The organism is Pectobacterium brasiliense (assembly GCF_016950255.1).
GTDB classification, from domain to species: Bacteria; Pseudomonadota; Gammaproteobacteria; order Enterobacterales; family Enterobacteriaceae; genus Pectobacterium; species Pectobacterium brasiliense.
Genome location: NZ_JACGFN010000001.1, coordinates 691,689 through 718,063, shown reverse-complemented (window position 1 = coordinate 718,063; position 26,375 = coordinate 691,689). Strand labels below are relative to the sequence as shown.

Here is a 26,375-nt window from a genome sequence, read left to right as displayed (position 1 = left end):
CGGACGGGGATATTCCCTCTCTTATATGGCGGACATTGCGATGATGAGTCATCGATTATCTACGTTTGTGCTGTCGCTGTGTCTGATGTTTCCCCTGTTCGCGCAGGCCGGACCTGCGGCCGATTTCGCCGCCGCCAGCCGCACACAGCAGGCTGAACTGTTGCAACAATGGGCCGCTGCGCCGGAACCCGCACGCTTGCCGCTGTTACAGGCGCTGAGCGACGAGTCGGTCGTGCTTGATCGGAACCAGCAGCCGTTTATGGACGTGCAGGGCACGTTAACTCCGCTGGAAGGGCGCGCGGAACCGATGGGCACGACCAAAAAACTGTTTATGAATAACCGTCTGCGTGGGCTGGTTGCCACCGCGCTGGCTTCGCATCAACTCGTCAGCGATGATGCCGCAACGCGCCTGAATGCCGTACGACAGCTACAGAGCGACAGCAGTGCGGAACAACTGCCGCTGTTGGTGCAGCGTCTTGGGGTAGAGAAAGATGCGCAGGTACATGAGGCGCTGAATACCGCTATTGCGACTCGGCAGTTAAGCGATGCCAATTCGCTGGTGCGTCTTGAGGCGGTCAAACGCTTAGGGCAGACCGGTGACCCGCAGATGCAGGCGCGCTTACAGCCGCTAACGCAGGCGCAGAACGAACCGGATACCGGCGTGCGGGCGGCGGCGCAGGAGAGTCTGGATCAGATTAAGCAAAGTTTGATCGTGGGCGATCTGTTGGGGCAGGCGTTTACCGGGCTATCGCTCGGCTCTATCTTGCTGCTGGCGGCGCTGGGACTGGCGATCACGTACGGGCTACTGGGCGTTATCAACATGGCGCACGGCGAAATGCTGATGCTGGGCGCGTACGCGACCTGGCTGGTACAGTCGCTGTGTCAGCAATTTGCGCCGAGCTGGCTGGCGTATTATCCGCTGCTGGCGTTGCCTGTCGCCTTCTTTATCACCGCTGGCATCGGTATGGTTCTGGAGCGTACGGTGATTCGTCATCTTTATGGCCGACCGCTGGAAACGCTGCTGGCGACCTGGGGTATCAGCCTGATGCTGATCCAACTGGTGCGGATGCTGTTCGGTACGCAAAATTTGGAAGTCGCAAACCCCGCGTGGCTGTCTGGTGGGCTGCGTGTGTTGCCGAATCTGGTGCTGCCGTATAACCGCATCGCGGTGATTGTGTTCGTCCTCGGTGTACTGCTGCTTACCTGGTTAATCCTCAATAAAACTCGTCTTGGCATGAATGTGCGTGCGGTGACACAAAACCGGGCGATGGCGGACTGCTGCGGCGTGCCGACCGGGCGTGTCGATATGCTGGCCTTTGGGCTGGGTTCCGGCATCGCCGGGCTGGGTGGCGTAGCGCTGTCGCAACTGGGCAACGTCGGGCCGGAATTAGGGCAAGGTTACATCATCGATTCCTTCCTCGTCGTCGTGTTGGGTGGGGTTGGACAACTGGCAGGGACGGTGGTTGCTGCGTTCAGCCTCGGCATTCTCAACAAAGTGCTCGAACCGCAGATGGGTGCCGTGCTGGGAAAAATCGTCATTCTGATATTGATCGTGCTGTTTATTCAGAAACGGCCACAGGGGCTGTTTGCATTCAAAGGACGGGTGATTGACTGATGACGCAACCTATTACGCAACCCATGACGATAACTCTGACGCAGCGCGCGCCGCGACTCATGCTTGGCCTTGGCTCGATCACTTTTCTGGCTTTGCTGATCCTGCCGTTTCTCGCACTATTGCCCACAGAGAATCCGCTGGCGATTTCGACCTATACGCTGACGCTGATCGGCAAAATTCTATGCTATGCGATTGTCGCCATCGCGCTGGATCTGGTGTGGGGATACGCCGGTCTGCTGTCGCTCGGTCACGGCCTGTTTTTCGCGCTGGGTGGCTACGCGATGGGCATGTACCTGATGCGGCAGGCGGCTGGCGAGGGCATGCCTGCGTTTATGTCATTTCTGTCGTGGACGGAACTACCGTGGTTCTGGGCGGGAACCCAGTATTTCGTCTGGGCGCTGTGCCTGATTGTGCTGGTGCCTGGCGTGCTGGCGTTTGTGTTCGGCTGGTTCGCGTTCCGTTCTAAAATCAAAGGCGTGTATTTCTCAATCATGACGCAGGCGCTGACCTACGCTGGGATGCTGCTGTTCTTCCGTAACGAAACCGGCTTTGGCGGCAATAACGGATTTACCGGTTTTACGACGCTGCTCGGTTTCCCTATTACGGCCACCGGTACGCGCATTGGGCTGTTTGTCGCTACCGTGCTGCTGTTGATTGCCAGCCTGCTGGTGGGATTTGCGCTGGCGCGCAGTAAATTTGGCCGTGTACTCACAGCGGTGCGTGATGCGGAAAATCGTCTGATGTTCTGCGGCTACGATCCGAAAGGCTTCAAGCTGTTCGTCTGGACACTTTCCGCCGTGCTGTGTGGGCTGGCGGGCGCACTCTATGTGCCGCAGGTCGGTATTATCAATCCTGGCGAAATGTCGCCGACCAACTCCATTGAAGCCGCCATTTGGGTGGCGTTGGGTGGGCGCGGCACGCTGATTGGGCCGCTGCTCGGCGCGGGCATCGTCAACGGGGCGAAAAGCTGGTTTACCGTCGCTTTTCCCGAATACTGGCTGTTCTTTTTGGGGCTGATGTTTATTCTCGTCACGCTGTTTTTACCGCGTGGTGTGATTGGATTACTGACGAGGAAGAAACATGACTGAGTCTTTATCTGTGCCATCGGTTCCTGTGCCTTCACAAACCGCGCCTTCACAAACTGTCGCGGCTCAGCCCGTATTGATGGAACCAAAATTCGCGCAGCCGCACCCGTCGGATCGCCATCGGCATCAGACCGATCCGGTGCTGCAACTCGACAAGATTAACGTGAGCTTTGACGGCTTCCGTGCGCTTACCGATCTGTCGTTGCAGATTGGCGTAGGGGAACTGCGCTGCATCATCGGTCCAAACGGCGCGGGAAAAACGACGTTGATGGATGTCATCACCGGTAAAACGCGACCGGATAACGGCAAGGCATTTTACGATCAATACACCGATCTGACGACGCTGTCACCGGTAGATATCGCCCGTGCGGGAATTGGCCGGAAATTCCAAAAACCGACCGTGTTTGAAGCGCTGACGGTATTCGAAAACCTCGATATCGCGCTGAAAACCGACAAATCGGTGTGGGCGAGCCTGCGTGCCAGACTGAACAGCGAGCAGCGTGACCGGATTGATGAGACGCTGGCGCTGCTGCGGCTCGGTCATGAACGTCAGCGACCTGCTGGGCTGTTGTCCCACGGGCAAAAGCAGTTTCTGGAAATCGGTATGCTGCTGGTACAAGAGCCGCATCTACTGCTACTCGATGAACCTGCGGCGGGGATGACGGACGCCGAAACAGCCTATACCGCCGAGCTATTTCGCAGTCTGGCGGGCAAACACTCGCTGATGGTGGTGGAACACGATATGGGCTTTGTCGAGAGCATCGCTGACCGTGTGACCGTGCTGCATCAAGGGCAGGTGCTGGCGGAGGGATCGCTGTGTGAAGTGCAGGCGAATGAGCAGGTGATTGACGTTTATCTGGGGCGCTAACATGTTAGAGATTGCTGAACTGAATCAATATTACGGCGGCAGCCACATTCTGCGCGGCCTGTCGTTTGAGGTAAAATCCGGCGAAATTACCTGTCTGTTAGGGCGCAACGGCGTGGGGAAAACCACGCTGCTGAAATGCCTGATGGGGTTGATTCCGGCGAAGTCCGGCACGATCCGCTGGCAGGGTGAAACAATTAACTCGCGTAAACCCTATCAGCGCGTGCAGTCTGGCATTGCTTACGTGCCGCAGGGACGGGAGATTTTTCCTCGTCTGACGGTGGAAGAGAACCTGCTGATGGGGCTGTCACGCTTTCCGGGCAAACAGGCACGGGAGGTGCCGGATGAAATCTATCAGCTTTTCCCTGTGCTGGATGAAATGAAGCAGCGACGCGGCGGCGATTTGTCCGGTGGGCAACAGCAACAGCTGGCGATTGGACGTGCGCTGGCCTGTAAACCGCAGTTGCTGATTCTGGATGAACCGACAGAAGGCATACAGCCGTCGGTGATCAAAGAGATCGGCGGGGTCATCCGCCAATTGGCACAGCGTGGCGATATGGCGATTCTGCTGGTTGAGCAATTTTACGACTTCGCCGCCGAACTGGCCGATAGCTATCTGGTGATGTCACGCGGGGAAATCATACAGCGCGGACGGGGAGACACGATGGAGCAGGACGGCGTGCGGGGTTTGGTCGCGATTTGACTTTAGCTTCATGCCGTGAGTACAAAAGTTTCAGGCCGAGTGAGCAAGAGTTAAAAGGAAAAGGAACTTAAGGATGAGTAAACCGCTGAAGATTTTTGCTGTTATCGGCATCATCGTTGTTGCGGCTGTGAGCGGTACGATATGGCCGTATATCAGCATGAATTTTGCCAGTAGCGCGCACTATAGCGAACAGGATGAAAGGGAATATGCGTTCTATACCCCCGATATTCTGAAAAATATGCCGCGCATTACCGCACGCTATGACTTCAATTTTTCGAACGTAACCGGTCCGGAAGCTAAAGTATGGACGGTGAACTTCTATGGCATTGAAGATACCAGCAAGGTTCATATTTATCTGGCGTCGATGGGTTATGAGAAGCAGGATCGTTGCGATGTTGAGGCTGAATGTTGGCGAGCGGCGGGTACTCATGACGTTGTGACAGTTGCGACGTTTGATACGGATAAAAGCGTGATGGTTCAGGTTTATAGCAGCCCATATGCTGAGCCATTGTCAGCAAAATAATCATTTACGCACGATTTCATGAGGCTCACTTGTAGCGAGCCTCATGAGTATGTCATCGATGAATAACCTTCTCTTTTCCTCACAGCACCTTATTCAAAAAGTTGATCGTCCGCGGGTGGCGAGGGTGGTTCAGCACCTGCCAGGAATCGCCGCTTTCGACGATTTTTCCATCCACCATGAACACGACGCGGTCGGCCACTTCGCGCGCAAAGCCGATTTCATGCGTGACGACAACCAGCGTTACGCCGGAGCGGGCGAGTGATTTGATGACATCCAACACTTCCCCGACCAGCTCGGGATCGAGCGCGGACGTCGGTTCATCAAACAGCATCACTTTCGGCTTAAGTGCCAGCGCACGGGCGATGGCGACGCGCTGCTGCTGGCCGCCAGACAGGTGACGGGGATAAGACTGGGCTTTATGGCGCAGGCCGACGCTTTCCAGCAAAGTAAAGGCGATGTCTTCGGCTTCCTGACGCGAATACAGCTTATGCGCCAACGGGGCTTCAATGATGTTTTCCAACACGGAAAGGTGCGGAAACAGATTGAAATTCTGGAACACATACCCGACGTTGATGCGCTGGCGTAGTACTTCCTTTTCTTTCAATTCATAGAGTGTATTCCCTTTGCGCCGATAGCCGATGTAGTCGCCGTCGATGCGGATAAAACCTTCATCCACGCGCTCAAGGTGATTAATGGTACGCAGCAGCGTGGATTTCCCCGAACCGGACGGCCCCAGGATCACCGTGACAGAACCGGGTGCCAGCGTCAGATTGATATCCTCCAGCGCTTTGTGCTGGCCAAAATGTTTCGCCACGTTGCGGATCTCAATCAGCCCACGAGCGCTTTCTACCTGTGGCTGTGCGGTGGTGCGCGCGTGAGCAAAGTAGTCGATAGCTTCAGACATAGTGACTCTCCTGAATCGGATAGATTAACGTGCGAGCTTGCGCGTGAGGAAACGGATGAGTTTCTGGCGCGGTGTTGGCGGCATTTCACGCACGGCACCGCGGGACACATAGCGTTCCACGTAGTATTGGATGACGGATAGCACCGTGGTGATCAGCAGATACCAGATGGTGGCGACCATCAGCAGCGGAATAACCTGCTGCGTACGGTTGTAAATGACCTGCACGGTATAAAACAGCTCTGGCAGCGCCAGTACGTAAACGATCGACGTACCTTTTGCCAGACTGATGATCTCATTGAAACCGGTCGGCAGAATCGAACGCAGCGCCTGTGGCAGAATGATGCGCACCGTACGGCGACTGCTGGGCAGACCGAGTGCAGCGGAGGCTTCAAACTGTCCGGCATCGACGCCAAGAATACCGCCGCGAATAATCTCTGCCGTATAGGCGGACTGCACCAGCGTCAGGCCGAGTACCGCGACGGAAAACTGATCCAGTAAATCGATTGTCGGATAGCGCAGGAAGACAACGGAGGTAAACGGAATTCCCAGCGCCAGCTCGTCATAGAGATACGAGAAATTGTAGAGAATGATCAGCACCAGAATCAGCGGCAGCGATCGGAATAGCCAGATATACAGCCACGATAGCGTGGACAGCAGATAAGACGGCGAAAGCCGAGCCAGCGCCAATGCGGTGCCGAAAATAATGCTGAATAATGTGCCAAGCGCAGTCAACAGCAGCGTTTGCCCCAGACCGGCGAGAATGACTGGATTGAAAAACCACTCGGCAAATACCGCCCATTCCCAACGCGGGTTCAATGCGATTGACTGAATAACCCCGGCAAAAATAAACAGGGAGAATAGTGCACCGGCAACACGAAAGGGATAACGCGCGGGCACAACGTGCAACGGCGGTTCCTGCGTCTGGCCCAGCGGCGCTTGCTGAGAAGACGTGTGTAGAGATTGCGTCATAATCGATACCCTTTGAAGGTGATTCTGAAAAACGTCCTTTTGCTTTTAATCACCACACAGGGTGAGTCTCGGTGTGCTGGGGTCAGCACACCTTCAAATGGCGAGCGATAAGATCGACTTCCGTTTGGCGGGCAGCCTGAGGCGCTGCTACGTCAAACAGCGCTTTCTTAAACGGCAGCCGTCCATCGTAAGGCGGAATACTGTAGGTTGCGGGATCGACGCGGATATCGAACTGAGGCGTATAGCCGTGGCTCAGATAGAGATTCACCGCTTCTGGCTGGCGGAAACCCGTGGTCAGGAAAAAGTGCTGATAGCCTAACCGACGGGCGTGCTGCTCCAACTCCTGCATCACTTTTCCTGCCAGCCCCTGACGACGCAGTGAGCTATCCGTCCATACCCGCTTAATCTCGGCAGTGGTGCTGTCGTAGCGTTTAAACGCGCCGGTAGCAATCGGTACGCCTCGACGCAGCAGCGCAATAAAAATGCCGTGCGGCTGCTGGTAGATTCCCGGTGGATCGCTTTCCCGCTCACCAAAAAAATCGCCATAGCGCTGTTCATATTCCGCGAACAGGCCGTCGATAATAGGGGCCACGATAGGGTCCTCGGGCTGGGTCACAATGAAGATGTCGTCGGACATGGGATGCTCCTGATTCGTTAACATATTTGAGCTATCGGTAACCATTGTGTGTCGAGCGTGGCGTCCCGATAGCCATCGGCGATATTAATCGCCCAGTCCCGGCGGATTGATTTCTGAACGGTCAATACGTTCGATACTTTCGCCCCAACGGTTCAGCACCTTGTCGTATTCACCGCTTTTAATTACGCCGTTCAGCGCGGTATTAATCGGCTGTACCAGCCCGCTGCCTTTGCGCGTGGTGACCGCGATATGCGCGACATTGGGGTAGCCGCCGTTGACTGTACCGACATGTTTAACTTTGCCAGTCAGTTCCGCTTTGTAGGCACCAATCACGTTGGGGCCGAAATAGGCATCTGAACGACCGGATTGCAGACTCAGGTTGGCGGCCGCATCGTCCGTGACATAAATCGGCTGAAAAGCGGGCAGGCCGTTAGCGCGATTCTGTTTATCCCACGCCAGCAGCACTGCTTCCTGATTGGTGCCGGAGCCGACAATAATCTTCAGTCCAGCGATGTCCTTCGCTTCCTTGATGGACTGAATCTTACTGGTGGATTTCACATAGAAGCCGAGCGAGTCGATGCGGTAGGTGGCGAAATCGAATTTTTCCTTACGCGCTTTGGTGACGGTGATGTTAATGATGGCGGCGTCATACTTACCGGAAGCGACGCCGAGCGGCCAGTCTTCCCACGAAGTGGGGACGATATTCAGTTCCAGTCCGAGACTGTCTGCCACCAGCCGGGCGATATCCGGCTCGCTGCCTATTACGGTTTTGTTGTCATCGGCCAGAAACGCCAGCGGCGGTGACGACCCTAGCGAGGCAATCGCCACGGTGAATTTACCCGGCGTGACGAATGTAAAGTCAGCCGGAATCTGTGCGATAGCTTCCGCATTTTTCGGGGCATGGATCGGCTGCTGATTGGCTTTCAGGTCGATAGCCGCCTGCGCGCCAGTCGTAACGGACAGCGACCCGAGTAGCAGCGATCCCGTCAGTAGCCTTGTCAACAGCGATGGACGTACACGATGCGTCTTGGATGAATATGCGATGGTGTAGGCGAGCTCTTTTTGCATCTGTCTTTCCCTTGCAGGTGATGATTTATAGTGGTGACAATGTCACTTTTTTAGGTGTGCCATTTTTACTTAATCGCCGATACCCGGCGGATTTACGACGGACTGTGTGATTTTTTCATCGTCTTCACCCCAGCGGTCCAGCACTTGCGCATAGCTGCCGTTGTGGATTGCGCCATTGATGGCGGTGCTGATGGGCTGAGCCAGACCGTTACCTTTCTGCGTGGTGACCGCGACGTAAGCGACCGTCGGGCCTTTGCCTACCATGCGCGTTTTCCCCGTCAGCGCGGCTTTATAAGCCCCTATTGAGTGCGGACCGAAAAACGCATCGACGCGCCCGGACTGAATGCTCAGGTTGGCGGCGGCATCATCGGTGACGTAGACAGGCTGTACGGGAGGAAGGCCGTTGGCGCGGTTTTGCCGATCCCAGCCCAGCAGAATGTTTTCCTGATTGGTGCCGGAACCGACAATCACTTTCAGACCCGCCACGTCCTCCGGTTTGTTAATCGACGTAATCTTACTGGTCGATTTCACGTAGAAACCCAGCGTATCAATGCGATACGTGGCGAAGTCGAACTTCTCTTTGCGGAGCTTTGTCACCGCGATATTAAAAATGGCGGCGTCATATTTCCCCGCAGTGATGCCCAGCGGCCAATCTTCCCAAGAGGCGGGCACCAGTTTTAGCTCCAGCCCGAGGCCGTCGGCAACCAGCCGCGCGATATCGGCATCGCTGCCGATAAGCGTTTTGTTATCGTCAGCCAGCAGCGACAGCGGCGGTGAACTGAGCGCCGAGACGGCAATCGTCAGTTTTCCCGGCGTCACGAATTTGAAATTAGCCGGGATCTGCGCGATAGCCTCAGCGTTTTTCTCAGTACGAATAGGCGTTTGGTTGGCTTTCAGGTCGATACGGCTAACGAATCCCGCATCTTGCGCCTGCGCATGGGTTACCAGTGTGGCGCTCAATAATGTCGCCAGACCGGTCACGGTGATAAAAGGGGAACGCTTCACGGTGAATCTCCTGTTGCGCGAATTAACGCGTGAATTGATTCACCGGATAATCCAGCGCCAGATTTTCCCGCAGCGTGTAGCCGGGATACTCCTGACGGAACAGGCCGCGCTGTTGCAGTAGGGGAACGACGCGATCGACAAAATGGTTGAGCGTATCCGGCGTGCCGCCCTGAATGATGAAGCCGTCGGCGGCACCGTTTTCAAACCAAAGCTGCAAGCCATCCGCCACCTGTTCGGGCGTGCCGCTGAATACGGGGCGCGGCGACGCCGCTTCCAGCGCGACCTGACGCAGCGTTAAGCCTTTTTCCTGCGCGTTGCGTTTGATTTCATCGGTGGTGCTGCGGAAGCTGTTTTTCCCCAGATCGCCGATATCGGGGAACGGTTCATCCAGTGGATGCTGTGAGAAGTCGTAGTGCTCAAAGTAGCGTCCCAGATAATTGAGAGCATCTTCAATCGTGACCAGCTGTGCGGTTTCCTGATACTGGCGCTCTACGTCCTCCGCGTCATTGCCGACAATCACGCTTACGCCCTGAAAAACATGCAGTTGATCGGCCCGGCGACCGTTTTCTTCCAGCTTCTGTTTTACCTCGCGGTAATAACGTTGCGATTCTTCCAGCGTGTGTTGATGGGTGAAGATGGCATCGGCGTGTTTGGCGGCCAATTTTTGGCCGTCTTCAGACGCACCAGCCTGAAACACAATAGGGCGACCCTGCGCGGATCGGCCAATATTCAGCGGCCCCTGTACCGAGAAGAATTCCCCTTTATGGTTCAGCGTGTGCAGCTTTTCGGGATCGAAGAATTGTCCGCTGGCTTTGTCACGAATAAAGGCATCGTCTTCCCAGGAATCCCACAGGCCTTTCGCCACCTGAAGGAATTCATCGGCAATGCGGTAGCGCAGCGCGTGTTCCGGGTGCTGTGCACGGGAAAAGTTTTTCGCCGATCCTTCCAGCGGCGATGTCACCACGTTCCAGCCTGCGCGACCGTTGCTCAGGTGGTCAAGGCTGGCGAACTGCCGGGCGGTGGTGAAAGGCTCGGAATACGACGTCGAGAGCGTACCGACCAGACCAATATGGGTGGTGACGGTAGCCAGCGCAGACAATAACGTCAGAGGTTCAAAGCGATTGAGAAAGTGGGGGATCGATTTTTCATTGATATACAGGCCGTCGGCCACGAAGACAAAATCAAATTTCCCTTGTTCGGCTTTTTTTACCGCATCCAGAACAAAGCCAAAATTAATGCTGGCGTCGGGTACGACGTTTTTATGTCGCCACGCGGACATATTTCCTGCTGCGCCTTGTAATATTAAACCCAGTCTTAATTGTCGGTTTGAAGATGTTTGTTGTTTACTCATTATCAGGAACCTTTTATTAATTGAATGTGCTTGTTATGAGTTGAATATGTTTATTATTAATTGGTCGTACTTCCATGAAAGTGAAAACAGTCCGTCAATAAACCGGCTATCAATCAACAAGCCATCAATAGGCATTCACGTATTCAATGAAAGGTTAATAGGGCGTTAATGGCGTGTTTTCACTATTGATGAGGCGAGACGTGATGTAAAACAACAAAAATGGATAATGAAATTCGAAAATTTCAGATGATGACGCGGCTTATTTTGTTAGTATAATGTTAATGATCGTGTCTATCGCCGTATTTAAAGGAAGCATTTAATGTCTGATCTTGTTGCTGAACGACTCGTTACCGCGAATGACGCGGCTCTCTCTGCGGCGGTTGCCAGCGTTGACCAGCAGGCGTTTCGCGATGCGATGGCAAAGCTGAGCGCAGCGGTTAATGTCGTTACGACGGATGGCCCGGCAGGTAAGGCCGGATTTACGGCATCCGCCGTGTCCAGCGTCAGCGATACGCCCGGTACGCTGCTGGTGTGTCTGAATCGCGGATCGTCGGTATATCCCACGTTTCAGGCGAATACGCATTTGTGTATCAATACGCTGGCCGCTCATCATGAAGCGCTGTCATCGCTGTTTGGCAGCCGATCTTCTACCGAAGAACGGTTTGCCGCGGCAGAATGGGACGTGTTACACACGGGCTCGCCGGTATTGCGGGATGCGCTGGTGGCGTTTGACTGCGTGATTGAAGAGGTGGTGAGCGCGGCGACGCACGATATCTTCATTTGCCGGGTGTTAGCGATTAAGCAGGGCGAAAGCACCGATGGTTTGGTGTATTTTTCCCGCCGTTATCATGCCGTTCGTGGTTAATGAAATACACTGACTATACGTTAAACCATATACGCGCGTTGAGTGGTGGTAATGGATAGATCGTAAAGACGCTGCAAGTACCTCCCTGTAAGCTCGAGCCGCGCAGATAGGAATCTCATCCCTGAGATTCCCCCTTTCAGGGCCGTCGCAAGCGACGTTCAAAAACGTTCCTGACGTTTTTGTCCCTGGCGCGGACGCTTTACTCCTCTATTCCATTACCCCCGTTCTCGTTCTGAAAATAGGTTTTTCACCAGTTTGCCAACGCGAATGATTTAGGGAATAGTTACCTCCGCCCAATCGATCGCGCGGAGGTGATTGTATTTGTAGATCAACTTATTAAGATGAAGAAAGCACTGCCTGTGGTGGGGTCACTTTCGTGGTGCGCAGGCGATGCAGTGCGGCTTCCGCCAATTGAGCGAAATAGCGTGAGGCTGGCGCAATCGCGCTTTCATCCGGGTTAAACTGAGGATGATGCAAGCCAAATTCGCTGTTTGAGCCAATGCTGACGAACGTGCCCGGCACCTCCTGAAGATACAGCGCAAAATCCTCGCCGCTCATTTGCAGTTCGGCGTTTTCTACCTGATAGCCCGCATCTCTGGCAATTTTCTTGCTGAAATCCGCCCATTCACTGGTGTTCACAACCGCAGGCGGGCCGGGATACCATTTCAGCTCCGCTTTTGCGCCCAGTGCAAGGGCAATGCCGCCGATCAACTGCTCAATTCGCTCCGGGATTTCCGCGCGAATCGCGGCATTGTAGGTGCGTACCGTGCCTTCCAATTCTACTGTTTGTGGCAGGACGTTCCAGGTGTTGCCGCCCTGAATGCGCGTGACGCTGATGACCAGCGACTCCAGCGAACTGAAGCTGCGGCTGGGCAATGTTTGCAGCGCATTGACGATATTGCAGGCGGTGACGATGCTGTCGATGCCCTGTTCGGGTTTGGCCGCGTGTGCGCCTTTGCCCGTAATGTGAATAGCGAAGCGATCCACATTGGCATAAAACGGGCCGCTGCGTGTCGCGAAGGTGCCAGTGGGAAGCTCAGGGGCGTTGTGCAGGCCGAAAACGGCGGCGACATCGGCGAGTGCGCCGGCGCGGATGAGCTGATTAGCGCCGGTAGAAACTTCTTCTGCGGGTTGGAAAAATACCCTGATTTTACCCGGTAAGACAGATTCGCGTTTTTTCAGCAAACAGGTAGTACCCAACATTACGGCGGTGTGAAAATCGTGTCCGCAGGCATGCATGACGCCAGCGTGCTGAGAGCGAAACGGCACATCGACCAACTCTTCAATCGGTAGCGCATCAATATCGGCTCGCAGCGCAATCGTTGGACCAGTACCGTGACCGATCTCGGCAACGACACCCGTGGTTAAGGCAAGGGGCAACAGGCGGATGTTTTTCTCTTGTAGCCAGCGGGTAATGTGCGCGGTGGTTTGGTGTTCCTGATTGGATAGTTCTGGGTACTGATGCAAGTGTCGTCGCCAGTTAATTAACTGCTGCTCGAATGACGTATCACAACAGGGGATAGATTCAGCCATATCAATACACCTCCTTAACAAAACTTAAACACGATAAAGGTAGCCGATAGCCACTCTACGGATAAATACCGTCTGGTTATATTTCATGCCTTTTTATCCCGTCATATTTCAAACGTCCCATATTGTTACCTTTACGTTACTGGGTTAGCCGTGACGCCGCCAGTAGGGGACGCGAATGACGTAGTGGTGTCATTTATTTTATACCGTGATGTTAATTTCGTCTTTATTAAAATATCTGCTAATAAAATCCATTATTGATATTTATATTTCACACTATTATGCAACATTCTTCTTATTCTGCTTTTGCACTGGCTGGTTTTTATTACCCCCATTTATTTAAACGGCGTTTTGAAATGACGGGTTTTTACATGCATAGCCTTGCAATAAATAGCGCTAACGGATAGTCGCTGAAAATAAGGAAACATCGTGGGATATAAGCTCAGTTTATTAGATCAAAGTCCGATCGCCGAAGGAATGAATGCGGCGCAGGCGTTGGCGCAAACCGTGTCGCTGGCGAAAGTGGCAGAAGCGCTCGGCTATTACCGTTTTTGGGTTTCCGAACATCATAATTCCGATGAGTTAGCAGGGTCGTCTCCCGAGGTTTTGATCACCTGGTTGCTGGCACATACGACAACGCTGCGCATTGGCTCCGGCGGCGTGATGTTGCAGCACTACAGCCCGTATAAGGTCGCGGAGAATTTTCATGTGATCAGCGCACTGGCGGGCGGGCGTGTGGATTTGGGGATCGGCAAAGCGCCGGGCGGATTGCCGCTGGCGACGCGTGCGCTACAGCAGGAAATCGGTGAGACGCAGCGGGTTGCTTTTACGGAGAAACTCCATCAGCTAAACCGCTTTCTCGACAGTCATGACGAGACGGGCGAGCATCTGAATGCGACGCCATTACCTGAACATACGCCGCAGTGCTTTCTGTTGGGTGCCAGTCAGGAGAGTGCGCAGTTAGCCGCCTCGCTGGGCTGGAGTTTTGTCTTCGCCGGGTTCATCAATGCCAGTGAAACGCTGCTGACGGAATCTCTCTTGAGTTATCGGGAATTGAAACCCACCAATGCCCAGACGCTGCTGTCGCTGTCGGTGATTGCCGCCGAGCGCCATGAGGATGCGGAGGCGCTGGCCAGCACGCAGCATAACTATAAAGTTTACATTGAGAACAAGCCGCCGCTGACGGTAGGCAGTCAGGAACAGGCCGACAACTTCGTTCGGCAGGCGGGCGCGACTGACTTCCGGATTGTGCAGGAGCCGCGCAATGTGCTTTACGGTACGCCAGAGCATATTCATCAGCGTCTGGAAAGTTACCATCAGCGTTTTGGCGTGGATGAGTTTATCATCCATACGCCCGTGACATCTCCCCGCGAGCGTGAGGCGTCGATTCGACTGCTGGCGCAGCGTTGAAAACGTGAGCGATGACAAGGCGGTGCCGCCGTTTGATCAGTAACCTAACTTACCTGTAGCAGAATAGTCGGGGAAAGATGATGGCGGTACCGGAAAGTAAGGAAGCCTTGATTAAGGCAATCAACAGTCAGTTTGCGCTGTTAATGAAGCGAATCGAGGCCGTTCCCGCCGATCGCGCATTCTCGCCGGAAATGGCAGGGCATGCGCAGGGTACGCAGATGAGCGCGGCAAATCTGGTGGCGTATTTGCTGGGCTGGGGCAATCTGGTGCTGAAATGGCATCAGCATGAAGAGCAGGGTAAAGCCATCGATTTTCCAGAAACGGGCTACCAGTGGAATCAGCTTGGTTTACTGGCGCAAAAATTCTATCAGGACTTCGCTCACATTACCGATTGGTCTGAACTGGTCGCTCGGCTTGTCGCGAATAAACTGGCGCTTATCGCGCTGGTCGAACGTTACACCGATGCACAGCTCTATGGTGAATGCTGGTACGGTAAGTGGACGCGTGGTCGGATGATTCAGTTCAATACCGCCTCGCCTTATAAAAATGCGGCTGGGCGGCTACGTGCGTGGGAGAAAATAAAGTAACTAACTGATAGATAATAAAAAATAAAAGGCTGATAGTTTGCCTTCTCTTTGCGTTTATTCGTGTCGTGTCAGCGGTGTTTTTTCAGACAAAACCTTACATATTCCCCCTGTTTGACTGTTCTATACTCAGTAATAAGCAAGGTAAGTTTTACTGACAGATGAGATGAATAGGGGGAAGAAAAATGATTGGTCTTAACCTGGTTTCTCCAGTGTCATATAGCACCATGCCTGACAAACCTGATCATGTTCAGGGCATTTCTCGCTCGTCGCAGCTGTCTGGTTACTCTAATCAGGACGCGTCTACCCGAACTCGGACGACGTATGAGAATAGCGCGTCGGTCTTTAAGCCACCGATAGCCGATGGGGTTAATCGCCCAACGGAAAATAACCAGCTTAACGTTTACGTTTAAGATGGTATCAGACGGATAAAATGGCAATCGCGTGCTGTAAACGATCGTTTCGGTGCGTAGGTTGTCTTCTTTTTTTCACTTTATTTGCATAAATCCCTCTTCAAAAAGCATCTTCTTAATAGTAGTCATTGCGTTAGGGCATGGTTCGTTACGTCAATAGCGTAAAATGACAGTCGAACACGCACGATTGAATCACGTCGATTGGTTTATCTCTATTAGCTCAGACCTGATCTGGCAATGTTGCTGCGCAGAGCTAAACGTAATCTGACGGGTGGATCTGTGCCAACAACAGGCTAAAAATGCAGAGCATTTGTGCTATCGTCACTGCGTATTAGTGTACTTATCATGGATATCATAAGATGAAGAAAGTGCTCTTATTCCTTTGCCAGGGATTAGAAGAATATGAGGCTAGTGTATTCACAGATACCATCGGTTGGACAACAACATACGGATTAGAACCCATAGAATTAGTGACAGTTGGTCTACGTCAAAAAGTTAAGTGTGCCTGGAATTTCACTATCGAACCAGAATATCAACTACATGAGATTGATGATGATAGCTTTGACGCAATTGCCATTCCTGGCGGGATGAGTCGGGCTGGTTTTTATGAAGATGCATTTGATGAACGGCTTCTAAGTCTGATTAGAAAATTTAACGCCAAAAACAAAATTATTGCTTCTGTCTGCGTTGGCGCTTTAGCAATAGCAAAGAGTGGCGCTCTTCAAGGACGAGCGGGTACAACTTATCATCTGAGTAGTAAGCGTCAAACTCAGTTGCTAGAAATGGGAGTCAACGTTGTTCAGCGCCCCATTGTGGTGGACGGGAATATCATTACGTCCCAAAGTCCGGCAACAGCTATTAATGTTGCATTTACTTTAATAGAGAAACTGACATCCATAGCTAATGTTGAACGAATAAAAGAAGGAATGGGATTTGAATCCCACTCTGGCGTTGAGTTAAAACATCCATCAAGAATATAGTCTTCCGTTGTTCGTTCAGAACGGGCCAAAAAACTGCTTCAATCTGGATTTTCCAATAGCGGACGTTGTTTGAAATACAGTGACTTATCAGATTCAGCCACTGCATTACATTGCATGCTGGCCATTTCACAGCACTACATGCGAATGCTATTGTCAGACAGTAATGGCTTCATGAAACTACGCTCGTAGCTAAGGATAAACTTTTTCTGATTAGCTTCATTGAACAGTTCGACACATTCAGCCTTATTGAGAATGGCTAGCCTGTACTCTTCGTACTGTGTCAGGCTATCGAAGCTGAATAAACAGTAGGCTATGTTATTTGCACCTTCTGATGGTAGGAAGTAGCCGTGATGGATGCCCCCCATCAACTCCACAATTTCGATCCATTTCGAAGCATAATTCTCAAACTCGTGTAATTGATAGGGATCGATAATATATTTGACGTGACAAGTGATCATTCTTTTCCCTCATGTAAAAATAAGATTCTGTTTTTTATACACTATTCAAAGCGTAAGTAAAATTCCCATCTGCCGTGAAAACTATAACTGTCCGCTTCTCGTAGCGGATTCAAACGGGCTGATTACCATACGGCCCGTTCTGAATGGAATCTCTGACCTGTAGCTCCGACAAGAACAGATTGTCTTTCGAGAAATAGCCGCCGTCCAGCATCGCGATCAGGCGGTTAATCACTTCGTTGATCATATCGCTCACCGGATCTTTGACGCTGGAGAGTGACGGCTTCAAAAACGGGGCGGTGGGAATATCATCGAACCCGACGACAGAAACGTCGTGCGGTACGGCAACGCCAGCGTCATCCAGCGCTTTTATCGCGCCAATCGCCATATCGTCATTGCTGGCGAGAACGGCGCTGAACGATACCCGGTTATCGCGTAGGGCGTTAATGGCGAGCGATCCGCTGCGCGGTGTCCACTTTCCTTTCACAATCAACTCATCCCGTACCGCGATATTGGCCGCCGTCAGGGCATCTTTATAGCCGGAAAGACGTTCGATAGCGGTCGGCGAATCCAGCGAACCGGTGATAAACGCGATATCTCGATGACCGCGCGCAATCAGATGCTGCGTGGCGTTATAGCTGGAACCTTTGTGATCGCAACAGATACAGTGGCTCTGGTGTTTACGCAGCTTACGGTTAACCACCATGATCGGCTGTTTATGCTTCTCGATGATGTCGTCCATTTCATCCACGGTGAGAAAACGGGGATAGATGATGATCGCATCACAGCGTAACCCCAACAGGAATTGAATCGCGGCGCGCTCTTCATCGGCGCTGTGTTTGCCATCGACCAGAATTAGCTGGCGCCCGTTGTCTTCCAATTTCTTGGCGGCCTGTGACAGCAGTTCGTTAAAATAGCTGCCGTTATAGAGCGTGTTGGTTACCACCAAACCAATACAGGCGGATTTGCTGGTTGCCAGATTCCGCGCCAGTAAATTTGGCCGATATCCCGTCTCCTCAATGGCCCGATAGACCAGCGTTTTGGTTTCTTCACTGGTATAGCCTTTGCCCGATAGCACGCGCGACACCGTCGCTTTCGATACGCCTGCTTTCTTCGCCACTTCCTGCATTGTCGACATGGGACATCCTGAGACGTTGAATACTCCCATCATTTTACACACTTTAGGCTGGTAGCAGCAGGGTGATGAGTGCAGAACCGAAGCGATCGAGGGGAGTAACACGCTATTCATGACGATCGCGATCACATAAGAAAAATATTCATAACAAAATAATTGAAATTGCATTCATATATAAACACTATCATGTGGAACCGGTTACCCATCGGCGTTTCATCACGTTGCATGGAGCAGGGATACCGGCATGAATACTTTCATAACTGTATGAAATTGAATAATAAATGTGCGTGCATCAAGTGATATTCCCGTTTTGGACGTGTTGAACGGTGTGTTGAATTGGGTGTAGCGCGCGCGATTACGAGAGATTGTCTATCCATGTCAAAGAATTATGCGGCTGTATCCCGTTCGATCGTCGATGCCATCGGTGGTACTGATAACATCGCTGCCGTGACGCACTGTATGACCCGTCTGCGCTTTGTGCTGAAAGATAATGATGCGGCGAATGTAGCCGAATTGAAGGCGATAAGCGGCGTGTTAGGTGTCGTGAAAAATGATAACCAGTGCCAGGTCATCATCGGCAACACCGTTTCTCAGGCGTATGCCGAGGTGGTGAAACTGCTGCCAGAAGGTGCTGGGGCTGAAAAAGCCGTACCGGTGAACAATAAAATTACGCTGCGACGCATCGGCGCGGGGATTCTGGATGCGCTGATTGGCACGATGTCACCGCTCATTCCGGCAATTATCGGCGGCTCGATGGTAAAACTGCTCGCCATGATCCTCGATATGACCGGGCTGTTTGAAAAGGGTGCATCGACGATAACGATTCTGAACGTGATTGGTGATGGCGCGTTCTTCTTCCTGCCGATCATGGTGGCGGCATCTGCGGCGGTAAAATTCAAAACCAATATGTCGCTGGCGATTGCTATCGCCGGGGTGCTGGTTCACCCGACGTTTATTGATCTGATGGCAAAAGCGGCGCAGGGTCAGCCGGTCGTGTTTATGGGGCTGACCGTTACGGCGGTGAAGTATACCTACACCGTCATTCCGGCGCTGTGTATGACCTGGATTCTGTCTTACATTGAAAAATGGGTAGACCGCATTACGCCAGCGGTGACCAAAAACTTCCTGAAACCGATGCTAATCGTGCTGATTGCCTCCCCGATTGCCATCATGCTGATCGGCCCGATTGGGATCTGGATCGGTAGCGGCATTTCTGCGGTGGTGTATACCGTGCATGACTATCTGGGCTGGCTGTCCGTTGCCATCATGGGCGCTATTTGGCCGCTGCTGGTAATGACTGGTATGCACCGCGTGTTTACCCCGACGATCATTCAAACCATCGCTGAAACCGGCAAAGAAGGCATGGTAATGCCGTCTGAAATCGGCGCAAACTTGTCACTTGGCGGTTCTTCACTGGCGGTTGCCTGGCGCACCAAAAACCCGGAACTGCGCCAGACGGCGCTGGCGGCGGCAGCCTCGGCCATTGTTGCCGGGATCTCTGAACCGGCGCTGTACGGTGTGGCTTTGCGTCTGAAGCGTCCGCTGATCGCCTGTTTAATTACCGGTTTTATCTGTGGTGCCGTTGCCGGTATTGGTGGACTGGCAAGCCATTCAATGGCGTCGCCGGGGCTGTTTACCAGCGTGCAGTTCTTTGACCCGACCAACCCGATGAGTATTGCCTGGGTATTCGGTGTCATGCTTCTATCTGTCGTGATTTCTTTCTTCGTCACTTTGCTGCTGGGCTTTGAAGACATCCCAGTCGAAGAAAAACCGGAAGAGAAACGCGTACAGGGCGATGAGGTTTCCGCGCCGCAGCACGCAGTGAACACGAATTAAATTAAGCACTAATTAGCTGAAGTACGAAGGAGAATAGCGTATGTCTGCATCAATATTTCCCAATGGGTTCTTATGGGGGGGCGCGATTGCGGCCAATCAGGCAGAAGGCGCGTACCTTGAAGGCGGTAAAGGACTGACGACGGTAGATATGATTCCCCACGGCGTGAATCGTCTGCCGGTGAAACTGGGGCAAGAACCGCGTTTCGCGCTGCGCGAGGATGAGTTTTATCCCAGCCATCAGGCGATCGATTTCTATCATCGCTATAAAGAAGATATCGCGCTGATGGCAGAAATGGGGTTCACGGTGTTCCGTACCTCCATCGCCTGGAGTCGACTCTACCCGAACGGCGATGAGCTGACGCCCAACGCAGACGGCATCGCCTTTTATCGCGATGTGTTTGCCGAGTGCAAGAAGTACAACATCGAGCCGCTGGTGACGCTGTGCCATTTCGATGTGCCGATGCATCTGGTCACCGAGTACGGTTCATGGCGTAACCGGAAAATGGTGGAGTTTTTCGCCCGCTATGCTCGCACCTGTTTTGAAGCCTTTGACGGACTGGTGAAATACTGGCTGACGTTCAATGAAATCAATATCTTACTGCATAGTCCGTTTTCTGGCGCGGGGCTGGTTTTTGCCGAAGGGGAAAACCAGGAGCAGGTGAAATACCAGGCGGCGCACCATGAACTGGTGGCGAGCGCGCTGGCGACGAAGATTGCGCATGAGGTTAACCCAGAAAATCAGGTCGGCTGTATGCTGGCCGGTGGCAATTTCTATCCGTGGTCGTGCAAACCGGAAGATGTCTGGGCGGCGCTGAATAAAGATCGGGAAAACCTGTTCTTTATCGATGTGCAGGCACGCGGCACCTATCCGGCGTATACCGGCCGTCTGTTTAAAGAGAAGGGCATCACGATTGCCTCTGAGCCGGGCGATGATGAGATTCTCAAGAACACGGTGGACTTTGTGTCCTTCAGCTATTACGCCTCCCGCTGTGCCTCGGCGGATATGAACGAGCACAACAGCAGCGCGGCGAACATCGTGAAGTCGTTAAAGAACCCGCACATCAAGGCGAGTGAATGGGGCTGGGGAATCGACCCTCTGGGCCTGCGCATCACCATGAATATGATGTATGACCGCTATCAGAAGCCGCTGTTTTTGGTAGAAAACGGGCTGGGTGCGAAGGACGAGATTAACGCACAGGGCGAGATTGATGATGACTATCGCATCAGCTACCTGCGCGAGCACATCAGCGCGATGGCGGACGCCATTGGCGACGGTATTCCGGTCATCGGCTATACCTCATGGGGCTGTATCGATTTGGTCTCTGCCTCCACCGGTGAAATGAGCAAACGCTACGGTTTCATCTATGTGGATCGCGATGACCAAGGTGAAGGCACATTAGCCAGAAAGAAAAAGAAATCGTTCTACTGGTATAAGAAGGTGATTGCCAGCAACGGTGCCGACCTGAGCTAAGGCAATAAGGTTACTGCTATAGCCCCCTGACGGAGACGTGTGGGGGCTATTTTTTTATAAAAATGCGAAGAACGTGAATAGTGGTGGTTGACTGCTTTGTGCATAATCGAGCGGGTTAATTATGCGGAATAATGCATAATCGAGCTATAGTGAGCATTGCGGTTTATCATCGTCAGTACTCAACAACGCTGTCAGACCAACGCGATAGGAAGGTAAAACACTATGAGTCAGTCGCTTCCCGATATTGCCTTTTTTCATGAACTTGCCACGCTGGCGAGTCAGGAAACGTTACCGCGTTTTCGTTCCCTTACCGCCAATCAAATTGAGACGAAGCCAAAAGAGGGCTTTCGCTTTGATCCGGTCACGGAAGCCGACCGGGAGGCTGAGCGGGTCATTCGTGAGCACATCACGCGCTATTACCCCGATCACGCGATCATGGGCGAAGAATTTGGCCTGAGCGGGGAAGGTCCGATGCGTTGGGTTTTAGATCCCGTCGATGGAACCCGGCCTTTCCTATGTGGGCTACCCGTGTGGGGAACGCTCATCGGCCTGCTGCACCATGAACGCGCCGTGATGGGGATGATGAGCCAGCCGTTTACCGGGGAGCGCTTCTGGGCCGATGGTTCACAGGCGTGGCGCAGCGATCGGCAGGGGGAAATGCGTTTAAGTACGCGCAAAGGCGTGTCGCTCGAACAGGCGATTCTTCACACTACCGCGCCGGAAGCGCTGGCTATGCACCCCGCGGTCTGCTTCGCAGATCTGGCAGAAAGTACGCTCATGACGCGCTATGGCGGCGAGTGTTACGCGATGGCGATGCTGGCAGCAGGCCAGATTGATATCTGCGTGGAATTTGCATTACAGCCTTACGATATTGTTGCGCTGATCCCGATTATTGAGCAGGCGGGCGGCATCATTACCGATCTCAACGGACAACGAGCGGAAGGGGGCGGCACGGTAGTCGCGACCGGTAATCCCGAGCTACACCAACAAGTGTTAGCCATTCTGAATGGAACGCGGTCATAACCGCTTGTTGGTAAAACCAGTAAAAGATAACGGCTAATAAGGAATCATGATGAAAGTGGCACACGTGGCGTTATGGACAGCCGATCTGGCCGCGCAGGCGGCATTTTGGCAAGAACTCTTCTCCGCTCAGGTGGGGGAAAAGTATGTGAGCCGGAATCGTCCCGGTTTTGAATCACATTTTGTTCAACTGAGTGAAGGCGCATCTATTGAGCTGATGACGCTGCCGGTGCTGGCAGAAGCGCTAACCAATAAAGAAGGCTGCGGCTGGGCGCACGTCGCGATTTCGGTCGGGAGCAAAGCGGATGTCGAAGCATTAGCCAGCAAAGCGGCAGAACGCGGCATTCTGGTTGCCCAACCGCGAATGACGGGGGACGGATTTTACGAAGCGATCGTCAGCGACCCAGATGGTAACCTGATTGAGATAACTTCAGACTGATCCGGAACCTTTGCGTATGCTGTATAAACTGGCTTCATTCCTCTGGCGTCGGGTCAGAAGGCATAGCCTGAAAACAGACCATGCCTTCTGATAAGGGATTCAACGCCTGTTAATGATGCAGCAGCTCATCAACAACCTGAGCGCTGGTGAGTTGATACGGGTAATACGTTGGCCAGTTGTCCATTTCTTTGAGAATCTCTTCTTGCGACGAATTTCCCATAAAGATATGGAAATGGGCGGATTTACGCGGTGCAATGGTGTGATCGCTGAACTGAACGTATTTCGGTGCTTTTGACTGGGCATCTTTACATTCAAACAGATAGCGAACGCCTTTTTTACCCGATACATAGGTCAGGATCTTATGTCCAGAATAGTCATAATGGCATGAGGTCACTTCGCCATCTTTGTAGAACGTCATTACGCCATTATCAATTTTTATTTCTGAAACATTGGTGGCGTAACCTTTGCGGTAATAATCTTTAACCTGTTCAAATGTTTTGCTTTTATCGCTTTCAGCTTTCTTTTTGAACACGGGATCCATCTCACCCGATAGCATAATCGGGTAGACCGATTGCCACATTCCTTCCCAGTCGGTAATCGCTCTGTCTTTTACATCGCTGTCATTGAAAACGCCATTGGATGCTTTCTTTTCAATGTCGGTCATGGGCGCACCATGTGAATGAGCGTGAGTATGGCCATGAGAATGGTTATGCGAATGATCGCCATGCGCGGCGACCTGACCGGTTACGAAGAGTGTCCCCAGAACGAGTGCAAGTTTCTTAATATTATTAGACAAAATCAAACCCTCAATGATTTTCCATGATCGAATTGTTATGTTATAACATATCAAATAATACATGGAAAGATTATCGCAATGCTTGTTTAAAAGCGAAACATTCGTGGTGATGAACCATTCCGAAGCAGAAAAGTAACAATGCAAATCATTAGAGAGTGTGAAATATGGCTGACGTTGTAGCTCAACAGAAAGCAGATGCAAGACTACCTGTGACCGTACTATCCGGCTTTCTCGGCGCGGGAAAGACCACGTTACTTAACCATATTCTGAATAATCGTGCTGGCCGCCGCGTCGCGGTGATCGTCAACGACATGTCAGAAGTGAATATTGATGCTGCACTGGTGAGAGCCGGCGGCGCTGAGCTTTCACGGACGGACGAAAAGCTGGTTGAAATGAGTAACGGTTGTATCTGTTGCACGCTGCGTGAAGATCTCCTGATCGAGGTTAATCGGCTAGCGAAAGAGGGGCGTTTTGATCAGTTGGTTATTGAATCAACCGGTATCGCGGAGCCGCTTCCGGTGGCAGAGACATTCACGTTTGCGGGTGACGATGGGGAAAGCCTCTCTGAAGTGGCTCGGCTGGATACGATGGTGACCGTTGTCGACGGATATAACTTCTTAAAAGATTACACGTCAGTGGACAGCATCCATTCACGCGGAGAATCGTTAGGAGAGGGTGACGAGCGCAGCGTCGTGGATTTGCTGATCGACCAGATCGAGTTCTGCAATGTCATTATCCTCAACAAAACCGACCTGATTGATGCGGCGCAACAGCAGAAGCTGGTTGCGATTATTCGTTCACTGAATCCGGGAGCAAAAATACTTGATGCACAATTTGGCGCTGTGCCGCTGAACGAGGTGCTCGACACGGGATTGTTTGATTTCGACAAAGCGGCGCAGGCTCCCGGATGGTTGAAAGAGCTACGTGGCGAGCATACGCCTGAAACGGAGGAATATGGCATCACCAGTTTTGTTTTCCACGCGCGCCGGCCGTTTCATCCTGCTCGCTTCGCTCAGGTCATGGAAAATTCGCTCACCGGTGTGGTCAGGTCTAAAGGCTATTTTTGGTTAGCAAGTCGCCCGGAATATGCCGGATCGTGGTCTCAGGCAGGCGGCGTAGCGCGTCAGGGGTTAGCAGGTTCATGGTGGGTCAGTGCGCCAAAAGAAAGGTGGCCAACAGATAGCGAATCGCTGGATTACATTCGTTCCATTTGGGTAGATGGCGTGGGCGATGCGCGGCAGGAACTGGTATTTATCGGTATCGATATGGATGAGCACGCGTTGCGAGCCCGTCTGAATGCCGCACTGCTAACGGACAAAGAAATGAAAGAAGGTCTGGCGATGTGGTTAGATTATCCAGACCCGATCGAGCCCTGGTTTGCATCTTAAATGTGTGGCGAATGTAAAAAGGCCTGATTTTTCAGGCCTTTTCTTTTAGCTATTAATGCTGATGGTCATGGTCATGGTCGTGGGAGTGACCGTGTTCATGCACTTTGCCTGAACCGCCAACGGCAACAATATTGAAAGGCTGCCCCTGTACCGTAATCGCGCTGGTTTCTTTCAAATCCGCGGCGTTCAGCATGTGAATTTTGCTTTTCAGAGGATCGGTAATATAGATATTGTCAGCCGCAACCGCGATACGTGGACGCGGATCGTTCCAGTGACCGTCCATAGAGTATGGCTCCGTGACGCGCACTGATTTGGTAATTTCCCCCTTCAGCACATCAACCTGATTTAACTTGCCATCTTCCGTAAAGACGTAGGCGAACTTCGGACGTACCGGATCGACGGCAAAATGTACGCGGCGGGTCGGAAGTTGCACCAGGCGGAAACTTTGGGCTTCGGTTGGGTCGATAAGCACAATGCGATCTGGGCCATAGTTACCGATGAAATACTGCATACCTTTGCCACCGATAAGTGTGGAGACGCTGCCTTTCGGTAATGTGCTGGAGTAAGGCAGATGGCGTATTTCAGGCGTATCACCTTTCTGAGTGATCAGCAGCAGACCGGTTTCGCAGGACAGGGCGTAAGTGTCACCGGAACCGGCAGATCCATGCAGACCCGGACAGGCCACATTGTCGCCGACAGTTTTACTATCCAGGCTAATCACTCGGGCACCAATCGGGCGTTTGGACGCGTCTTCTGGGTTCGGGACAGAGACAACGGCATGGTTGTCATACGGCACGGCAACACCATGATGCGGGACGCTGACGAACACGCGTTTCGCGTCATTGACGCCATCCAGCGCGGCGGCTTCGCTATAGACCATCGTGTAGCGTTCGCCGTCAAACCATTGAGCGACCTTACCCTGACGCTCAACGAAGTGACCCGGTTTGCCGCCAGTTAGCTGAGTTTTCAGTAGCTTGGGTTCATCAATGTCAATATCAGCGTGATCGCCGTGATCGTGAAACGAAATCCCAGAGCCGATCATCGATACAGTGCCTGCGCTGCCCTGAACGGCATATACCGTAGCCCCACTTTCACTGCGATAGAGTGCCGCGGGCCCTTTCAGATCGAAGGACGTCAGTTTGTCGCCATCAAGTGCGTCAATCACATTCACTACGGGCTTATCGTGATCGGCGACGAACAAGCGCCAGGCGGTAACGTCCTCTTCTGCTGCCATTGCCGAGCCAACTGAGCCCAGCAAAAGCACTGAAATGGACAGCGGTAATAAACGCTTTTTCATGTAGTTCTCCATTATAAAATAGTCCGAATTT

The 26,375-nt window shown here is 52.6% G+C and carries 26 protein-coding genes; 15 read left to right on the top strand and 11 right to left on the bottom strand.

Annotated features, from left to right (window positions below):
* Positions 1–25: 25 nt before the first annotated feature.
* The 5 genes from urtB (at position 26) to H4F65_RS03280 (ending at position 4,791) form a co-directional block, all read left to right on the top strand.
* Complete coding sequence (urtB, locus tag H4F65_RS03300; protein WP_010285673.1) at positions 26–1,615, top strand: urea ABC transporter permease subunit UrtB; 1,590 nt, start codon at positions 26–28, stop codon at positions 1,613–1,615.
* Between the two features lie 11 nt (positions 1,616–1,626).
* A complete protein-coding gene (gene urtC / locus H4F65_RS03295; RefSeq protein ID WP_039319674.1) occupies positions 1,627–2,703 on the top strand; it encodes an urea ABC transporter permease subunit UrtC in 1,077 nt (358 codons plus the stop codon).
* Positions 2,704–2,779: 76 nt separating this feature from the next.
* Complete coding sequence (urtD, locus tag H4F65_RS03290) at positions 2,780–3,568, top strand: urea ABC transporter ATP-binding protein UrtD (RefSeq protein WP_199559760.1); 789 nt, start codon at positions 2,780–2,782, stop codon at positions 3,566–3,568.
* Between the two features lies 1 nt (position 3,569).
* A complete protein-coding gene (gene urtE, locus H4F65_RS03285) occupies positions 3,570–4,268 on the top strand; it encodes an urea ABC transporter ATP-binding subunit UrtE (protein WP_010285678.1) in 699 nt (232 codons plus the stop codon).
* Between the two features lie 73 nt (positions 4,269–4,341).
* Positions 4,342–4,791 (top strand): hypothetical protein, encoded by a 450-nt coding sequence (locus tag H4F65_RS03280; RefSeq protein ID WP_010285680.1) that lies wholly within the window; start codon positions 4,342–4,344, stop codon positions 4,789–4,791.
* A gap of 79 nt (positions 4,792–4,870) precedes the next feature.
* Here H4F65_RS03280 and H4F65_RS03275 read toward each other — a convergent pair whose 3' ends face one another.
* From H4F65_RS03275 to H4F65_RS03250, 6 genes are all read right to left on the bottom strand, one after another.
* Positions 4,871–5,695, bottom strand: coding sequence for an amino acid ABC transporter ATP-binding protein (locus tag H4F65_RS03275; protein ID WP_010285684.1), 825 nt, complete (start codon positions 5,693–5,695; stop codon positions 4,871–4,873).
* 24 nt (positions 5,696–5,719) lie between these two features.
* On the bottom strand, positions 5,720–6,664 hold the full coding sequence (locus H4F65_RS03270) for an amino acid ABC transporter permease (protein ID WP_010285685.1): 945 nt from the start codon (positions 6,662–6,664) through the stop codon (positions 5,720–5,722).
* A gap of 82 nt (positions 6,665–6,746) precedes the next feature.
* Positions 6,747–7,301: a GNAT family N-acetyltransferase gene (locus tag H4F65_RS03265; protein WP_010285686.1), complete on the bottom strand. Its 555-nt coding sequence runs from the start codon at positions 7,299–7,301 to the stop codon at positions 6,747–6,749.
* 84 nt (positions 7,302–7,385) lie between these two features.
* Complete coding sequence (locus H4F65_RS03260; protein ID WP_010285689.1) at positions 7,386–8,369, bottom strand: ABC transporter substrate-binding protein; 984 nt, start codon at positions 8,367–8,369, stop codon at positions 7,386–7,388.
* Positions 8,370–8,438: 69 nt separating this feature from the next.
* On the bottom strand, positions 8,439–9,374 hold the full coding sequence (locus tag H4F65_RS03255; RefSeq protein WP_010285693.1) for an ABC transporter substrate-binding protein: 936 nt from the start codon (positions 9,372–9,374) through the stop codon (positions 8,439–8,441).
* 22 nt (positions 9,375–9,396) lie between these two features.
* Positions 9,397–10,725, bottom strand: coding sequence for an LLM class flavin-dependent oxidoreductase (locus H4F65_RS03250; RefSeq protein WP_039319517.1), 1,329 nt, complete (start codon positions 10,723–10,725; stop codon positions 9,397–9,399).
* Positions 10,726–11,044: 319 nt separating this feature from the next.
* Here H4F65_RS03250 and H4F65_RS03245 point away from each other — a divergent pair, with 319 nt between their 5' ends.
* Positions 11,045–11,590 carry a flavin reductase gene (locus tag H4F65_RS03245; RefSeq protein WP_010286337.1) on the top strand — a complete coding sequence of 182 codons (546 nt, stop codon included), beginning with the start codon at positions 11,045–11,047 and terminating at the stop codon, positions 11,588–11,590.
* Between the two features lie 336 nt (positions 11,591–11,926).
* Here H4F65_RS03245 and H4F65_RS03240 read toward each other — a convergent pair whose 3' ends face one another.
* Positions 11,927–13,123 carry a M20 peptidase aminoacylase family protein gene (locus H4F65_RS03240; protein ID WP_010286343.1) on the bottom strand — a complete coding sequence of 399 codons (1,197 nt, stop codon included), beginning with the start codon at positions 13,121–13,123 and terminating at the stop codon, positions 11,927–11,929.
* 426 nt (positions 13,124–13,549) lie between these two features.
* Between H4F65_RS03240 and H4F65_RS03235 the strand changes: the two genes are divergently transcribed.
* From H4F65_RS03235 to H4F65_RS03220, 4 genes are all read left to right on the top strand, one after another.
* Complete coding sequence (locus H4F65_RS03235) at positions 13,550–14,530, top strand: LLM class flavin-dependent oxidoreductase (RefSeq protein ID WP_010286345.1); 981 nt, start codon at positions 13,550–13,552, stop codon at positions 14,528–14,530.
* 80 nt (positions 14,531–14,610) lie between these two features.
* Positions 14,611–15,117 (top strand): ClbS/DfsB family four-helix bundle protein, encoded by a 507-nt coding sequence (locus H4F65_RS03230; RefSeq protein ID WP_010286347.1) that lies wholly within the window; start codon positions 14,611–14,613, stop codon positions 15,115–15,117.
* A gap of 182 nt (positions 15,118–15,299) precedes the next feature.
* Positions 15,300–15,527 (top strand): hypothetical protein, encoded by a 228-nt coding sequence (locus H4F65_RS03225; RefSeq protein WP_072014200.1) that lies wholly within the window; start codon positions 15,300–15,302, stop codon positions 15,525–15,527.
* A 359-nt stretch (positions 15,528–15,886) separates the two neighbouring features.
* Complete coding sequence (locus H4F65_RS03220; RefSeq protein WP_010286349.1) at positions 15,887–16,507, top strand: DJ-1/PfpI family protein; 621 nt, start codon at positions 15,887–15,889, stop codon at positions 16,505–16,507.
* A gap of 134 nt (positions 16,508–16,641) precedes the next feature.
* On the opposite strand, the gene H4F65_RS03215 is transcribed toward H4F65_RS03220, so the two are convergent.
* Positions 16,642–16,965: an NIPSNAP family protein gene (locus H4F65_RS03215; protein WP_010286351.1), complete on the bottom strand. Its 324-nt coding sequence runs from the start codon at positions 16,963–16,965 to the stop codon at positions 16,642–16,644.
* Positions 16,966–17,074: 109 nt separating this feature from the next.
* Complete coding sequence (locus H4F65_RS03210) at positions 17,075–18,100, bottom strand: LacI family DNA-binding transcriptional regulator (protein WP_039319522.1); 1,026 nt, start codon at positions 18,098–18,100, stop codon at positions 17,075–17,077.
* 372 nt (positions 18,101–18,472) lie between these two features.
* Here H4F65_RS03210 and ascF point away from each other — a divergent pair, with 372 nt between their 5' ends.
* The 4 genes from ascF (at position 18,473) to H4F65_RS03190 (ending at position 22,863) form a co-directional block, all read left to right on the top strand.
* Positions 18,473–19,933, top strand: coding sequence for a PTS cellobiose/arbutin/salicin transporter subunit IIBC (gene ascF / locus H4F65_RS03205; RefSeq protein ID WP_010286358.1), 1,461 nt, complete (start codon positions 18,473–18,475; stop codon positions 19,931–19,933).
* A 40-nt stretch (positions 19,934–19,973) separates the two neighbouring features.
* On the top strand, positions 19,974–21,404 hold the full coding sequence (locus H4F65_RS03200) for a 6-phospho-beta-glucosidase (RefSeq protein WP_010286360.1): 1,431 nt from the start codon (positions 19,974–19,976) through the stop codon (positions 21,402–21,404).
* 222 nt (positions 21,405–21,626) lie between these two features.
* Positions 21,627–22,427 carry a histidinol-phosphatase gene (gene hisN, locus H4F65_RS03195; RefSeq protein WP_010286361.1) on the top strand — a complete coding sequence of 267 codons (801 nt, stop codon included), beginning with the start codon at positions 21,627–21,629 and terminating at the stop codon, positions 22,425–22,427.
* Between the two features lie 49 nt (positions 22,428–22,476).
* Entirely contained in the window at positions 22,477–22,863 is a 387-nt protein-coding gene (locus tag H4F65_RS03190; protein WP_010286363.1) for a VOC family protein, read from the top strand.
* A gap of 109 nt (positions 22,864–22,972) precedes the next feature.
* Here the strand turns inward: H4F65_RS03190 and zinT are convergent, their stop codons facing one another.
* On the bottom strand, positions 22,973–23,659 hold the full coding sequence (zinT, locus tag H4F65_RS03185; RefSeq protein WP_039319679.1) for a metal-binding protein ZinT: 687 nt from the start codon (positions 23,657–23,659) through the stop codon (positions 22,973–22,975).
* A gap of 164 nt (positions 23,660–23,823) precedes the next feature.
* Here zinT and zigA point away from each other — a divergent pair, with 164 nt between their 5' ends.
* Positions 23,824–25,047: a zinc metallochaperone GTPase ZigA gene (gene zigA / locus H4F65_RS03180; RefSeq protein ID WP_010286368.1), complete on the top strand. Its 1,224-nt coding sequence runs from the start codon at positions 23,824–23,826 to the stop codon at positions 25,045–25,047.
* A 52-nt stretch (positions 25,048–25,099) separates the two neighbouring features.
* Here the strand turns inward: zigA and aztD are convergent, their stop codons facing one another.
* Positions 25,100–26,344 (bottom strand): zinc metallochaperone AztD, encoded by a 1,245-nt coding sequence (gene aztD / locus H4F65_RS03175; RefSeq protein ID WP_039319526.1) that lies wholly within the window; start codon positions 26,342–26,344, stop codon positions 25,100–25,102.
* Between the last annotated feature and the right edge of the window lie 31 nt (positions 26,345–26,375).